Annotated in this window: 13 protein-coding genes and 1 pseudogene; 8 read left to right on the top strand and 6 right to left on the bottom strand. The window is 37.7% G+C overall.

The features are described 5' to 3' along the window. Positions 1 to 447 precede the first annotated feature (447 nt). From ACNQGH_RS12295 to ACNQGH_RS12260, 8 genes and pseudogenes are all read left to right on the top strand, one after another. Positions 448 to 1,158 carry a DUF3826 domain-containing protein gene (locus ACNQGH_RS12295; RefSeq protein ID WP_417956307.1) on the top strand — a complete coding sequence of 237 codons (711 nt, stop codon included), beginning with the start codon at positions 448 to 450 and terminating at the stop codon, positions 1,156 to 1,158. 119 nt (positions 1,159 to 1,277) lie between these two features. After that, complete coding sequence (locus ACNQGH_RS12290; protein ID WP_417956306.1) at positions 1,278 to 2,537, top strand: MFS transporter; 1,260 nt, start codon at positions 1,278 to 1,280, stop codon at positions 2,535 to 2,537. Positions 2,538 to 2,637: 100 nt separating this feature from the next. Then, positions 2,638 to 3,763, top strand: a pseudogene (locus ACNQGH_RS12285) (IS630 family transposase). A gap of 292 nt (positions 3,764 to 4,055) precedes the next feature. Beyond that, positions 4,056 to 4,622, top strand: coding sequence for a hypothetical protein (locus tag ACNQGH_RS12280; RefSeq protein ID WP_417956305.1), 567 nt, complete (start codon positions 4,056 to 4,058; stop codon positions 4,620 to 4,622). Between the two features lie 7 nt (positions 4,623 to 4,629). After that, positions 4,630 to 5,085: a helix-turn-helix domain-containing protein gene (locus tag ACNQGH_RS12275; RefSeq protein WP_417956304.1), complete on the top strand. Its 456-nt coding sequence runs from the start codon at positions 4,630 to 4,632 to the stop codon at positions 5,083 to 5,085. Further along, positions 5,085 to 5,543 (top strand): hypothetical protein, encoded by a 459-nt coding sequence (locus tag ACNQGH_RS12270; RefSeq protein ID WP_417956303.1) that lies wholly within the window; start codon positions 5,085 to 5,087, stop codon positions 5,541 to 5,543. The genes ACNQGH_RS12275 and ACNQGH_RS12270 overlap by 1 nt, the downstream gene beginning before the upstream one ends. Before the next feature lie 72 nt (positions 5,544 to 5,615). Beyond that, positions 5,616 to 5,864: an ATP-binding protein gene (locus ACNQGH_RS12265; protein WP_417956302.1), complete on the top strand. Its 249-nt coding sequence runs from the start codon at positions 5,616 to 5,618 to the stop codon at positions 5,862 to 5,864. A 326-nt stretch (positions 5,865 to 6,190) separates the two neighbouring features. Then, positions 6,191 to 6,409, top strand: a complete 219-nt coding sequence (locus ACNQGH_RS12260) for a Fic family protein (protein ID WP_417956301.1) — start codon at positions 6,191 to 6,193, stop codon at positions 6,407 to 6,409. Positions 6,410 to 6,694: 285 nt separating this feature from the next. On the opposite strand, the gene ACNQGH_RS12255 is transcribed toward ACNQGH_RS12260, so the two are convergent. The 6 genes from ACNQGH_RS12255 to ACNQGH_RS12230 form a co-directional block, all read right to left on the bottom strand. Continuing rightward, on the bottom strand, positions 6,695 to 7,627 hold the full coding sequence (locus ACNQGH_RS12255) for a dihydrodipicolinate synthase family protein (protein ID WP_417956300.1): 933 nt from the start codon (positions 7,625 to 7,627) through the stop codon (positions 6,695 to 6,697). Between the two features lie 109 nt (positions 7,628 to 7,736). Beyond that, on the bottom strand, positions 7,737 to 9,092 hold the full coding sequence (locus ACNQGH_RS12250; protein ID WP_417956299.1) for a bile acid:sodium symporter family protein: 1,356 nt from the start codon (positions 9,090 to 9,092) through the stop codon (positions 7,737 to 7,739). 66 nt (positions 9,093 to 9,158) lie between these two features. Next, positions 9,159 to 9,821, bottom strand: a complete 663-nt coding sequence (locus tag ACNQGH_RS12245; protein ID WP_417956298.1) for an aspartate/glutamate racemase family protein — start codon at positions 9,819 to 9,821, stop codon at positions 9,159 to 9,161. Between the two features lie 86 nt (positions 9,822 to 9,907). Further along, complete coding sequence (locus ACNQGH_RS12240; RefSeq protein ID WP_417956297.1) at positions 9,908 to 11,293, bottom strand: four-carbon acid sugar kinase family protein; 1,386 nt, start codon at positions 11,291 to 11,293, stop codon at positions 9,908 to 9,910. Continuing rightward, complete coding sequence (locus tag ACNQGH_RS12235) at positions 11,293 to 12,534, bottom strand: ribulose-bisphosphate carboxylase large subunit family protein (protein ID WP_417956296.1); 1,242 nt, start codon at positions 12,532 to 12,534, stop codon at positions 11,293 to 11,295. Before ACNQGH_RS12235 ends, ACNQGH_RS12240 begins: the two co-directional genes overlap by 1 nt. An 85-nt stretch (positions 12,535 to 12,619) precedes the next feature. Then, positions 12,620 to 15,055, bottom strand: a complete 2,436-nt coding sequence (locus ACNQGH_RS12230) for a glycoside hydrolase family 2 TIM barrel-domain containing protein (RefSeq protein ID WP_417956295.1) — start codon at positions 15,053 to 15,055, stop codon at positions 12,620 to 12,622. Between the last annotated feature and the right edge of the window lie 9 nt (positions 15,056 to 15,064).

Below are 15,064 nucleotides of genomic sequence, written 5' to 3'. Positions count from 1 at the left end.
GCTCCGATCCTAACGCGAAACCCTGACAAAATTCACCAATAGGAGAACAAAAAGGCTAGTTTTAAATATCGAACAAGCCTTTTTATTTTGTAAGAAAAAAAACCAACATCTTTGATTCTATGGAAAAAATAAAAAATAATTTTGTCTGGATTTTTGCTGCCATATCTTTATTAGTCCTTTTTATTCCGAAAGGAAATGTAAAAGATTCCATAAATCTGGCTTTACTCATTATATAACTCCTTTTTTAATACTGAGAATAATAAAAGCTTTCAAAGAAAACTCTATACAAGCAAGTACCCGAATTATAACTGATATCGTCTTTATTTTGTTAGTTATAATTCTTGGATATTTATACAGACAATCGGAATTTTAAAAATGATATCCCGTATTTTCAAGCCATTTCCACCTTTAGATTTATAAAAAAATACTAAATTTCAATTAACACCTATGAAAAATAAAATCATTTTAACAGCACTGTTTGTATTATTCCTTGCAAACAACACTTCCGCACAGGAACAAACTGATGCTCAAACCCTGAAAAAAGAATTGACTTCAGAAGAAAAACAAGCCAAATCCGATGAGGAGATAGAAAAGAAAGCTATCGAATGGGTTGGTTCGTTAAATCTGAAAGAGACTTCAAAAGAACACCGACTTCAGACCATAATCACGACACATTTGAAAGCTGTTCGCGACTGGAATAACGAACATCACGGAACTATGGTCCCTGCAGGGATTAATCCAGCCACAGGACAGAAACTCAGCGATCTGGAACGACAGATTATTGCCATGTCATCCATGCCACTAACCGTTCATGACAATCTGATGACTGGCCTTCGAAAAGACCTTACAGAAGAACAGGCAGCACTTATCCTAGATAAGTATACTATTGGAAAAGTTCAATTTACTATGGCAGGTTATAAATCCATAATCCCTGATTTGACAGCCCCGGAAGAGGAAGCTATCTTGAACTATTTGAAACAGGCCCGTGAACAAGCTATCGATTTTAAGAGTATAAAACAAATCTCTGCGATCTTCGAAATTTATAAAACAAAATCGGAGCAGTATTTAAATAATAATGGTCGCAACTGGAGGCAATCGTATAAAGTTTTCACTGATGCCATAAAAGCAAAAAAAGCTGCTGAAAAACAAAGTAAATAAATCTGTAAAAAGGAGTTCTAAAGCATTTGCAGCTCGGGATAAAGCGAACCGCTTTATAGTTACCACATCATTGATGGACAACAAAACAACTAATCTAGGTTAATAATAGTAAAGCGATTATGATTGCAAAATTGAGTGAAAAGAAATCTTATCCTTGGATAGTTGTTGGGTTACTGTGGTTTGTGGCTTTGTTAAATTATCTGGATCGCCAGATGCTTTCTACGATGAAACCGGCAATGATGCTTGATATTCCCGAGTTGGCTAAGGCCGAAAACTTTGGCCGTCTAATGGCTATTTTTCTTTGGATTTATGCATTGATGAGCCCAATTTCCGGAATCATTGCTGACAGAATGAACCGAAAAAAAATGATTGTTTGCAGCCTCTTTGTCTGGTCGGGCGTTACGATGGCTATGGGGTATGCCACTACTTTCAATCAAATATATGTATTGCGTGCCATTATGGGCGTCAGCGAGGCATTCTATATCCCTGCCGCTTTATCACTGATAGCTGACTACCACCAAGGCAACACCCGTTCTTTCGCAATAGCCATTCATACTACCGGAATATACCTGGGTCAGGCACTGGGTGGATTTGGCGCTACTGTTTCTGAACATTTTTCCTGGCATTTTACTTTTCACTCTGTCGGACTGATTGGTGTTGTTTACAGTATTGTGCTGATTTTTTTTATAAAGGAAAAGAAAGCGTATGTTTTTGATAGATCTCAAAAAATATCGATGGGAGCAGAAGTGGGCCAAATGTTCAAGGGACTGGGCATCTTGTTCGGAAATATATCTTTCTGGGTTTTGCTCTTTTATTTCTCGGCTCCGAGTCTGCCTGGATGGGCGGCCAAAAACTGGTTGCCAACACTGTTTTCAGAAACACTGCATCTGGATATGTCACTTGCCGGTCCTATGGCTACCGTTACCATCGCAATGTCATCCTTTGTAGGGGTTTTGATTGGTGGTTTTGTTTCTGACAAATGGGTAATGAGACACCTCAAAGGGCGCATCTATACCAGCGTAATCGGTTTGACCCTTACGCTTCCGGCACTCTTTTTACTGGGTAGCGGCACCAGTCTCGAAGCCATTTTAGCTGGGGGAATGCTCTTTGGCCTTGGTTTTGGTATCTTTGATACCAATAACATGCCTATTCTTTGCCAGTTCGTATCACCACGTTATCGCGCTACCGGATATGGCATTATGAACCTAGTCGGTATTTCTGCGGGCGCAGTTATTACTGAATTTTTAGGAAAAGCTGCTGACCATGGAGGAATGGGTCATATATTCGTATTGCTAACAATCGTGGTCGTTGTCGCTATTATTTTACAACTTGTTACCTTGCATCCAAAAACGGTAAACATGACAGAAGATCGTAATTGAATCTGAATAGAAAAATTGAATTGCGATCCAAACTAATGTTAAGTTAAACTTAATATGACGCATTAATGATATTTTATCATTACCTTTGAAAAAAAAAGAAATGATAAAATATACAATTAAACTAACAAAGACGGAAGTTGAGGAATTGCATGCGATAATAAGCAAAGGTTCACATTCCTCACAAACATTTAGAATTGCTTATATTCTTTTAAATTGTGACGATGGAGAGTTTTCTGACAAGGTTACCAATGAGGAAATAAGCAAAATATTGAAAATTGGAATGAGAACTATCGATAGGGTTAAAAAGAAATTCATTGAAGAAGGTTTCGAAAATGTTTTAGAAAGAAGACCCACAAGTAGAGTTTATGAATCCAAAGTTGATGGTGATATAGAGGCAAAATTAGTTTCTTTATGTTGTAGCGAGCCTCCAAAAGGATTTGCTAAATGGTCTTTGAGACTTTTAGCAGACAAAATGGTAGAATTGAATTATATAGAAAGTATTTCTTATGTCACCGTTGGTAATGTTTTAAAAAAAATGAACTTAAGCCTTGGAAAGTAAAAGGATGGGTTATTCCACCACATCAAAATAGCGATTTTGTAGCCAACATGGAAAATGTATTGGATGTTTACAAAAGAGCGTTTGATGAGCGACTTCCTGTTGTTTGTATGGATGAATCGCCAAAACAACTAATAGGAGAAGGTAAACCGAGTATTCCTGCTAAACCGGGGCAAGATTTAAGAGTTGATTATGAGTACATCCGTCATGGAATGGTAAATATTTTCATGGCAAACGAGCCGTTAAATGGCAAACGATTAGTCGAAGTGACCGAAACTAAAACAAAGAAAGATTGGGCTTCATTTGTAAAACGAATAGCTGATGAAATGTATCCAAAGGCGGAAAAAATCACTTTGGTAATGGATAATTTTAAAACTCATTCGCCTTCTGCTTTTTACGAAGCCTTTGAGCCTTCGGAAGCAAAACGATTGTGGGATAGGTTCGAATTTGTTTTTACACCCAAACACGGCTAAACATGGCGGAAGTTGAATTACATGTATTAAATGGACAATGTTTAAATCGACATATGGATAATATGGATAAAATAAAAGAAGAAGTTGATGCTTGGCAAGATCATCGAAATAACAAAACAAGCAAAATAAATTGGCAGTTTGCAACTAAAGACGCAAGAGTGAAACTTAAAAGGCTTTATCCGTCATTTCATAATTAACATAACACTAGTTGTAAACATAAACTAAAAACCATCGTCTAGACTTAACACAAAATTACTTTTCATAATATTAACTAGGCTCCGAAAGGCAGCCTTTTTTATTCAATACTGTAAAGTTCAATGAAATTACCGTAATATTCCAAATAGGCGAATTACAGCATGTTACAACAAAAAGTTGTTTAGTAGAGAGTTGAAAGAAAAAGCGTATTATTGCATGCTCAATAGTTAAATAAAAACAAAAAAAAATAAACCTACAGGTTGATTTTATGAAAATAGTTAGTACATTGCGGTCGTGGAAGAAAGTTTGTATTCTGTATTGTTTGATACCGAAACAAGCGCTGTAGATGACGATGCTAATCTAATTTTGCAAGACAACCTCCACGAGTTTAGACGATTGTTTGACTTTTGGAATGACCAGATTCGACTGAGAGAATTTTTCGAAGAAAATGAAGCAGATTTAAATGAAGTGTATTGGGATGGAATAACTATTGATGAGGCTATTGATAAAACCACAGTAGAAGCAAAACAATTGGAACGGATTCTTATTGAATATGCAGAAGAAGGAAAAATTATACGCCTAAAAAACCTATCAATGCTTTTTAAGCCTTTGTCTGATCGTAAAATTGAAACAGATTTCGAAAAAGACAAAGTAAAAATTAACGGGAAGAAAACATGGATAAGACTATACGCCATAAGAATTGAAGCGAACCTATTTGTAGTTTGCGGAGGAGCAATTAAACTACGAAAAACACTAAACGACAGAAACTATTTACTCAAAGAATTAGAAAAACTTGAAATAACCCGAAACTATCTCATGGATGAAGATAGTGACGCGTTAGAATTGTTTGAACTATATTAACTTTATTATGAGCATAGATAAAATAAAACAAAAGTTAATTCAGAACTCCATTAAAGACTCTGGTTGGTTACAAAAAGCCAAATGGCGTCAGGAAAATGAAGACTGGTTGGATATTTCCTTTAGTATTGCGATTAGAGTAGCATCTACTTTGAGTGCCAATAAAAAAGAGAATATATATCCTAAAAATCAAGTGGAATTAGCGGAAGCTATGGACTGTTCGCCTCAATACATTAATAAATTGTTGAGAGGACAAGAGAAATTACAAATTGATACGATTTGCAAAGTGTCAAGGATATTAAAAATCAAGTTGATTGAAGTGCCAAAGACAGTAATTACTAAAACAATTCAATATCAACCAACCGATACCTGGTTGGGAACTTTAAATATTAAATCACCTGCTACAACTACGAGTAGTAGTTATTCAAAATTAAAAATTGTAGAAAATTACGAATTAGCAGCCTAATGGAAAATAAAGACCAAATTAGTTTTGGATTACGTCAGATAACTACTGAGCAATTTGCTATTATAGAAAGTGTTTTTGATAAAAGTAAGGATAATTTCGAACTGGGAACCGAGCTTCGTTTTGGTTTCAATACCGATAAAAGAATTATAACTCCCTTGCTAGCTATAAACTTTAAACAGGATAAAAATCCTTTTCTTTTATTGGAAATAGGATGTCATTTTGAAATCATTGAAGAACATTGGCATAATTTATTCAATAGCGAAACTCATGAACTAAAATTACCAAAAGAATTAGCTAGACATCTTGTGATGCTTACAGTTGGTACTCTGAGAGGAGTTTTACATGCTAAAACAGAGAACACGCCTTTTAATAAATTCTTTATACCAACCATTAATGTAAATGATTTAGTCAAAGAAGATCTTTTAATAAAGACTGATGATTCAATTGAGAAAAAGTAACCTTTTAGCCGACCGTCTGGACACATCCCTAAAGGGTAACCTGGCCCTGTACCCCCTGTAGATACACAAATATTGCAAAAAAAGGAGCGTATCATAGCTCATGATTACCGCAATCGTAGAATTGGAGACTTCTTAAAAGAGCTAAACCTAACCGAAGGTCGTGGCAGTGGATTTCCTACCGTAAAAAATGCGATGAAAAATAATGAATCACCTGAAGCAATTTTTGAAACTAACGAACAAAACACCTATTTCCTTACAGTTTTACCTATAAGAGAAGGTGTTGAAAAATTGTTAAAAAAGGATGTTTATTTACAAATTTAGAAGAGCTTAGTTCCTTTTTAAACACACTGAGCGACCAAGCTAACGACCAAGCTAACGACCAAGCTAAAACCAGTAACAGCAAGAAAAATGAGGTTTTAAAAAACGCCTTATCAAGGCTCAGCGACCAAGCTAGCGACCAAGCTAGCGACCAAGCTAGCGACCAAGCTAGTGACCAAGCTAGTGACCAAGCTAGTGACCAAGCTAGTGACCAAGCTAAAACCAGTAACAGCAAGAAAAATGAGGTTTTAAAAAACGCCTTATCAAGGCTCAGCGACCAAGCTAGTGACCAAGCTGTTCAAATTATAGTAAATGATCTTAATGATAAGGTGCTAGCTATTCTAAATATTTTAGCAGAACCAAAAAAGAGAGCAGAAATTTTAGAAAATTTAGGCCTTTCTAACCACTCTCGTAACCGAGAAAGGTATTTGGACCCATTAATAGAATTAAGATGGATAGAAATGACAATTCCAGAAAAGCCAACACATCAAGACCAAAAATACAAACGTACTATTCAGGGAGAAATACTTCATAAATTGATAAATTAAGATTTACAGATCCGACAGCACCATGCATTAACCTCTTATACAAAATCACATAAAGGACAATAAAATTACTTGGTTCCCAAATTATAGTCAAAATTTAATCCGTAAATAACTTAAAAACAGAACTAGAAATAAGGATTACGAAAATAAAGAGGCTGCCTGAAAATTGTTTTTCGGACAGCCAGCCTGTTTTTATTTAATTCACTTCGATCGTAGGACCGTTAATTTTTCTGTAGAAGAAAACGAAATGTTTAACGGCAATACAATTCGAAATCAATTCGATTGACGCTATACTACTTTTGCAATATTGGCTTCAATTTCCTTGATATTTGAAATTACCCGCACCATTTCTTTTTCCTCAAAAGTGGTAAAAGGCGGAGCTATATTTCCTTTAATAATTCCTAATGCCGATAAAGCGCCTTTTAGCCCTTTAAGATAACTGGAACCGTAAGATCCTACGGTGTAAATTTTAGTGCTAATTTCCATCACCAAATTTTGCAACTCCTCAATTCGAGCAAAATCTTTGGCTACTGCGGCATTGTATAATGCTACATATAGTTTTGGAAAAAGATTGGCACCGCCGTTAACTCCTCCATTACCTCCCATTAATACCGTTTCTGCAGTGATTTCTTCCGGACCTACCAGGAGGCTGAAATTTGTTTTTAATAGGTAACAAAGGGATTGAAAATAAACAGCATTGGCTGAACTGTCTTTTAAACCAACAATATTAGGATGCTCTGCTAAACGAACTACCGTTTTTACATCAATATTAATCTTCGTATGAGAAGGCATGTTGTATAAGAAAAGTGGCAGGGTAACCTGGTCAGCAAGACTCCAATAATACTTGTACAATTCTTCCTGTCCTAAGCCATAATAATAAGGCGGTGCTGCCACTACAGCCGCAGCTCCGGCTTTTTCAGCCACTAAAGCCAGGTTTACACTTTCCTCAATGGAAGTATCTGTAATCCCTACGAATACCGGAACTCTTCCATTTACCGCTTTACAGCTTTCAACAATGAGTTTTTCTCTGGTTTTATAACTTAAACTCGTTGATTCACCCGTTGTTCCCAGAATAAATATTCCGTGAACGCCTCCCGAAACCAAATGTTCTACCAGATGCTTAACCCCTTCGCTATCCAACGAAAGATTGTCTGCTAATAAAGGAGTTACCATTGGCGGAATAATTCCACTAAAAGCTTGCTTATTTGTTTGTGCTGCCATTATATTTAAATTTTATTTATACTCATTTTTTAATTCACTTGCCTTTCTAAAGTTCTATTCTGTTTCAAACGATACTGTAAAAAGGCTATTTTTTTCCCGATCCTTTTTCTCAATTTGACCAATCAGCATCCGGACTGCTTGGGGCTTCATTTTTTTTATCTGCCGACAAATGAAAAGAGTCTGGACATCCAAAAAGAGAAACCGCTTCCTCTTTATCCCCTTTTTTGCGCCAATAATTTGCCAGTAAAGAACCAGAGACATTCATCCACGGACTAAATACCGCAGAAGCCAGTCCTAGCGTCGCTAATTTCCCCATTGAACCAGCTAGTCCTGATGCCATTCCCCCGTTCTGCAAGCCAACTTCAAAAGCAATGGTCTGACTGCTTTTCTTGTCCAAACCGCTGGCTCTGCTCAACCAGTAACCAAAAAAGTAACCTGCCCCGTTGTGTAATATAGAAGCCAGAAAAAGTAAAAATCCAATTTGAATTAAATTATCTCTCCCGGCAGCCGTTGTGACTAATGTAAAATAGATAATTCCAAACATAGAAAAGTAAGGCATGAACCGATCAATAGTAGGACACAGTCTATAAAGCAAATGGTACAGTGATCCTACAATAAAGGCGCCGCATAAGAAGTTTACAATTTCTACTATGTGCCCGACAACACTGTCTGCAGCCAAGCCAAAAGAATCTCCAAAGAATAAAACAATGCTAAGCCAAAGCGCTGACAGTATGCTTACATACATGATTTTTCTTTGCACGGCAATTCCAGACGTTTTTAAAACATCATGAACCATTGCCGCAACTAAAGGCACCAGAACAATTTTTATGATTTCCATCATCATATTGAAAAACTTTACCTCTACCAAGGTACCTGCAAATATTTTCATTAAAAACGGAGTCATAATGGGCGCTGCCAAAGTTGACATCGCTGTTACGGTAACTGACAAGACCAAATTTCCTTTTGCGATATACGTCATCACATTGGAAGCCAATCCGCTACTGCAAGAGCCGATTAAGATAATTCCAGCCGCAATTTCAGGTTCAAAATGAAACGTTTTGGCGATAATAAAACCCATCAGCGGCATTATGGTAAAATGCCCTAGTAAGCCTATGAGCACACCTTTTCCCGATTTTCTAATACCCGTAAAATCCTTTATACTCATTTGGGTCCCCATTCCAAACATCACCATTTGTATAATGGTTAGAATGAGCCACTTATTACGCAGATCAAAACTGCCAATATGTAAGAAGACTTCAGGATACAGTAGCCCTGCCGACACTGCGGTAATAATCCAAAAGGTATATTGGTAACCGCTTAATACTTTCAGATGTCCAACCCCAATGGCAATACTAGAAAAACCTAAAATTAATCCCATTTTCCAGATAAGATCCATTTGCTGTAGCCATCCAAAACCAGCAGCCATGAAGAATATCAGGGCAGACCAAAGAAAATATTTACGCATACTATTTATTTTAATGTGTGATTTGATGTGTCTATTACACAAGCACTAATTAACAAGCCAGATCGTTTAAAAATATAATTCAGCCAGTTTTTTCATCGCAATTGCCGGACTTGCCAATATAGGTATCCTTTTCTCTTCATCAGTCAGACCCTCAACAACGCGAGCCATTGAAGCTTGGGCTAAAACAATTACATCAACTTCTTTCATTAATTCTTTTAAAGCTGCAGCTACCATTTCATCATGCTTTGCTGTATCCCCACTCATTAAAGCTTCAAAAGCTCCCTCACATAATTTTGAACAGATCATTACATTTTTACCCGCTACTGCTGCTCTTCTTTTTACTAAATCACTGGTTGGTTCCAAAGTCGTAGGCAAGGTCGCTATTACTCCAATTTTATTACTTATCTGTACCGCTTCATCTGCCATAGCCTGATCCACTCTAATTACAGGAACGCCGCTTAATGTAGCTGCTGTTTCTATAGCTACACCTATTGAGGAACAGGTTACCAATATCACATCAGCACCCGCAGCTTCTGCAGCTTGAATGTGACCGACCACTCTGGCGGCAGTATTGGGCATTAATTTCCCTTTTCTGATAACATCTTTAATTAAGCTGTCATCCACGATATTAAAAGTTTCTACACCATTTAAAAATTCGTTGCTTAGTTGTTGGAACAAAGGAACCAATGTGGCCGATGTATGTACAAAACCCAATGTTTTTGCTTTCATATGTATATACTATTTGTTATTTACTGGTTCTATGTAATTCGCATATTCTGATTGGTTTTTACAACCAATTCAAGATTGTGCTCATTTCATAATTTTTCTCCTTTTAAAACTTTTATAAAATAATCGGTGGTGCCAACCTGGCCACCCTTAAAATTCAACTCTAATCCATTCACCAGATCATTATCCGAAACAGCCTTGCAAAGCGGAGCGCCCGGAGCCAATGGAGCAATCATTTCCACTGCCAGAATATCTAATTCTGACGCTGCATAGCTTGACGTATCGCCACCTGCAAAAAGGATTCTTTTTATTTTCACAGCCGATAACACTGCTTTGGTTATTTGCCCGAGAACACTTCCATAAATTTTACTGCATTGTTTTTGAATGTCATTTGCCGCCACTCCTTTTGCTTCAAAATACGATTCTGTTTCGCTAATACGCGGGTCATTTGGACCGGTACTTGTATGCAGAATGGTACTTTTTCCATTATTGAAGTTCGTGACAATTTGAGAAACGATTCTTTTAATAATTACGGGCTGATTTTGAATGTCGATAGCATTGCTTTCCAGTGCAATTCCCAAAAATCCGTTTTCAAGAGCATATTCAATTTGTTTTGAAGTCACCGGAGAACAGCTCCCCGACAAAACCAGTAAAGGAGAGACTTCCCCCAGTGTTTCAAATGCTATTTCGTTTCCTATGATTTTTTCTTCTTTCCAAGCCAATCCCAAAGCCATTTCAATGCCGGATGAACCTACAGAGAACAATGTTTTTCCTTTTCCTAATTGGTTAAAAACACTACCAATCGTTTTCAGATGTTCCAAATTAAAAGCATCAAAAAACAGAATATCAGCTTTCTCACTTGCTGCTACGGCAGACAAAATTGCCTGTTTTCCCTTTTCGATTGTCGTTAGGTTAACCAAATCTATCGATTTGTCTGTTTGCTGTGCCAAATGCAACGTTAAGTCGGCTTCGTGGGCTGGCGTAACGGGATGTTTACGCATCGAAGGATGTCGGTCTAGGCGGTAAATTTCACCATCTCCAGTAGTTCCCATTCGGGCAAACAGATTTCCAAATACACAAAACCGCCCCAAATGCGGTGCTGCAGGAGAAACCAATACCGTTTTCTGATTAAAGACCGTACTTCCAATTTCAATCGCTTTACCAATATTACCTACGTGAGGTGCTGAATCGAAAGTAGAACAGACTTTATAATGAAAATGAGCTGGCTCAAAACCTTTCAGATTTTCAAAAGCAGGAAAAAGTTCCGCTTCCATTTCTAAAGGAGACATTGACCTGCTTTTTCCAGCCAGGCCGATGGCTTGTACTCCACTAAATCGGTCTACATCTTTTTGTTCCGGTTTTCTGAGAAAAAGAACTGTTTTTACTCCAGCTAAAGTCAGAAATTCAAGCGCATCTGTAGAACCGGTAAAATCATCGCCATAAAAAGCTAATAATAAGTGCTTGTTCTGTCCCATTACTTAGAAAATTTCTTAACTGATGCCGCAAATTCCGGATATTGTTGTGCAATCTCTTCAACAGACAAACCCTTAACGGCTCCTGTCCATGCTTGTTGGAGTGCATTGACTCCTGCTTTTGGACCCATTGGATGCGCCAAAATACCGCCTCCTGCCATGTATAACAGATCGGTGGTTTGTGTTCTTCTGTACGTTTCTACTGCCTGTCCTCCCCACTGTCCGGAAGAAACTACGGGAAGTATCCCTTTACCGCCAAGAAATGGTTTTAAACACGACTCAATAGAAGTAACCACAGAATCGTCAGACTCCCAAAATTTATTTTGAATGCCGTTTACATGCAGTTGATCTACTCCTGCCAAACGTTGTATTTTTTGATACGCAGGAAATTCAATTCCCAATAACGGATGCCTGTTCAGCATACCCCATCCATTTCTATGACCGTGAATCACCAGTTCACCCTGATCGCAAATTTTCTTTGTACCACTTAAACCCACACTGTTGACACTAATCATAGCGCAACTCCCCTGCTCTTTTTTTATCAAATCATATTTCCTTTGCATTTCATCAATTTCATCACTGATATTGAAGGCATACATCACTTTTTTTTCGCTCTTTTGTTCATGATTTCTGATCACTTTCATAATAGCTTTTACCCTGTCATCAAAAGGGGAATTCGCAGCAGATCCCATCAACTCATCATCTTTAATAAAATCAATTCCCGCATCGATCAATGTCTGCACCAAAGTGGCCGTTTCATCGATACTCATTCCAATACTTGGTTTAATAATCGTTCCTATTATTGGCCTGCCTGCCACGCCACACAATAATTGAGAACCCTTAATACCAAATTTCGGCCCTTTAAAATGATTTTTAAAAGAATCCGGAAGCTCAAAATCCATTAATTTTAAACCTGTAAACTGGGTTATCTCATATAAATTACCCTGTAAAGTACTAATCAATACCGGCAAATTGTATCCGAAATTTTCAATCGACCAGCTTACTTTAACCTTTGCTTTTTGATATTTCTTACCTGGAAGGCTCCCCCCTGGAATGGATGGCTCATCTGTTACGTCTAATAATTGAATGTCTTCCACTCTGGCTGCAAAACGTTTTTTCAATTCTTCGGTCTCACCCGGAACGGACACAAAAGTTCCTGATGATTGCTCACCAGCCAATACTGCAGCGGCTTTTTCCACATCATATGGTGTTTCAATAAGATATTCAGCAAAAACTCTTTCCATTATTATAATTTAAAGTATTAATTTGTTCTTTAAAAACAGCATACAATTGGCCTTCCTGGATTTTATTTGGGCAAATCTGTCATTCTCAATCCACTTTTATAGTGACTGAAGCCATTGTAATTCCTGCTGTTGAAGCAGTCAGTTTGATCGCTTCCTTCTTAGTATTCGATTGAATAATAACGATACATTTGCCGTTGAAGGCCTTGCATGAATTGGCTTTAAACGATGCTAAACTGGCTTGATAGCCATTGTCAACCCCCACAATTTTCCCACCACCTGAAATCTTAAAATCAATCAAATGATCGGCATCCGGTACCAGATTGCCTTCTTTATCTAAAACAGAAACCGTAACATACACTAAATCATAGCCATCATGGCTACTTTTTTCTTTATCAGCTAGTAATCCTATTTTGGCTGCCGGTCCAGCGGTATGTATTTCTTTTTCCAGCACCACTTTTCCATTTTTTCTAGAAACCGCTTTTAGCGTTCCGGCCTGAAAATTAAGTCTCCAAAAAACATGTAAATCATCATTTTTCTTGCTTCTTATACCCACTGATTTTCCATTCAAAAACAATTCAACCTCATCCGCTTGATTGTAATAGGCCCAGACATCCACTTCCTGACCTGCTGTCCAGTTCCAATGTGGAAAAATATGCAATACGGGCTTGTTGGTCCATTCGCTTTGGTACATATAATACACATCCTTTGGAAAACCGGCTAAATCAATAATCCCAAAATACGAACTCCGTGCAGGATAAGGATAAGGGTCGGGTTCGCCCAGGTAATCAAAACCTGTCCAAACAAACAATCCTGCCATAAAATCCTGTTTTTTAATGGTTTTCCAAGTGGCCTCATGCGTCGATCCCCAATAAGATCTTACCTGATCATAAGCCGAAACGGTGAAATCTTTATTCCCGTCAAATGGAGCATTGTGTTTCGGTGGCCAAGTTTTAATGGCATCCGAAGGCATATCATAATGACCCCGTGTTTCCAGAGCAGAAACACTTTCTGAAGCAATTATTTTTTGCCCTTTAAAGCGAGCCGGGAAATCTTTGTAGTCTTCATGTTTATAGTTAAATCCTAAAAGATCTAAAGCACCCGATTGATAAATGAAATTTTTCTCTGGAATATTTTCTGTCAACGCACTGGTTACCGGACGTGTGGTATCCAATGATTTTACGATTTGGGCCAATTCCCTGGTTATTGCAACTCCGGTACTGTCAAACTGTTCTCTGATTTCGTTCCCAATACTCCACATCATCACTGATGGATGGTTGCGGTCTCTTTTGATGAAATCTTCCAAATCTCTTTTGTGCCATTCATCCCAATCTTTATGATAATCATTGGCCACTTTTTTCTTTTTCCAAACATCAAACGCTTCATCCTGAACAATAAAACCCATGGCATCACATAGTTCCAGTAATTCTAAAGAAGGTGGGTTATGCGCCATTCTGATGGCATTAACCCCCATGTCTTTTAGTAACACCAATTTTCTTCTAACCGCATGAATGTTTTCCACAGCCCCTAAAGCTCCGTTGTCATGATGCAGACAAACTCCTAATATTTTGGTTGGAACACCATTTAAAGAAAATCCTTTTTCAGCATCAAAATTGAAAAATCGAAATCCCAATGGCGTTTCATAAGCATCAACTAATGCTGAATTCTGATAAATTTTAGTGACGATTTTGTACAGATACGGATTTTCTATGCTCCACAATGTCGGATGAGTTACATCCAGATTATGGGTCTTTTTTGAATTGGTATTTGATCCGATTTTTTCTGTTGAAACGGCATGGGCCACTTCTCTATTATTAGCATCCAGAATAGCGGTGACCAATTTGAATTCTTTTTCGGTATCGCCTTTGTTTTCTACAGTTACTTCAAAATGCACCGCTGCTTTTTCCTTGGTAACTGATGGAGTCGTTACATATGTTCCCCAATGCGCCACATGCAATTTTTCGCTGGCAACCAACCTTACATTTCTATAGATTCCGGAACCGGTATACCATCTTGAATTGGGTTGTGCCGAATTATCAACTTTCACTGCAATCACATTTTCCTGTTTTCCAAAATGCAAATAGGGAGACAATTCATACGCAAATGAGCTATATCCGTTAGGGCGAATTCCTAAAGAATGCCCATTAATCCATACTTCGCTATTTTTAAAAACCCCGTCAAATTCGATTGAAACTGATTTATTGTCCCAATCCGCAGGAAGTGTAAATGTTTTACGATACCAACCCATTCCTGCTGGCAAAGCACCTTGCGAGGGTTTCGTGGGATGTTTATCGCTAAATTCCCCTTCAATACTCCAATCATGTGGCAACTGCAGTGTTCTCCAATTCGAAACATCAAAATTGGTTTGAACCGCATTAGGATGATCTCCTAAATTAAAATTCCAGTTAGCATTAAAATCATTGGTGATTCTGCCCTTTGTTCCGGTGGAAGCACAGGCAACCAGAAGCAGTAGTATCAATACAATTCCAATTTTTTGTACTATGTATAGCTGTTGTTTTATCATTGTAATTAT

Origin of the sequence: Flavobacterium kochi, from assembly GCF_048286715.1 — a bacterium.
Classification (GTDB): Bacteria; Bacteroidota; Bacteroidia; order Flavobacteriales; family Flavobacteriaceae; genus Flavobacterium.
The sequence above is the reverse complement of the archived record's forward strand: the minus strand, read 5'-3'. Positions and strand labels throughout refer to the sequence as shown.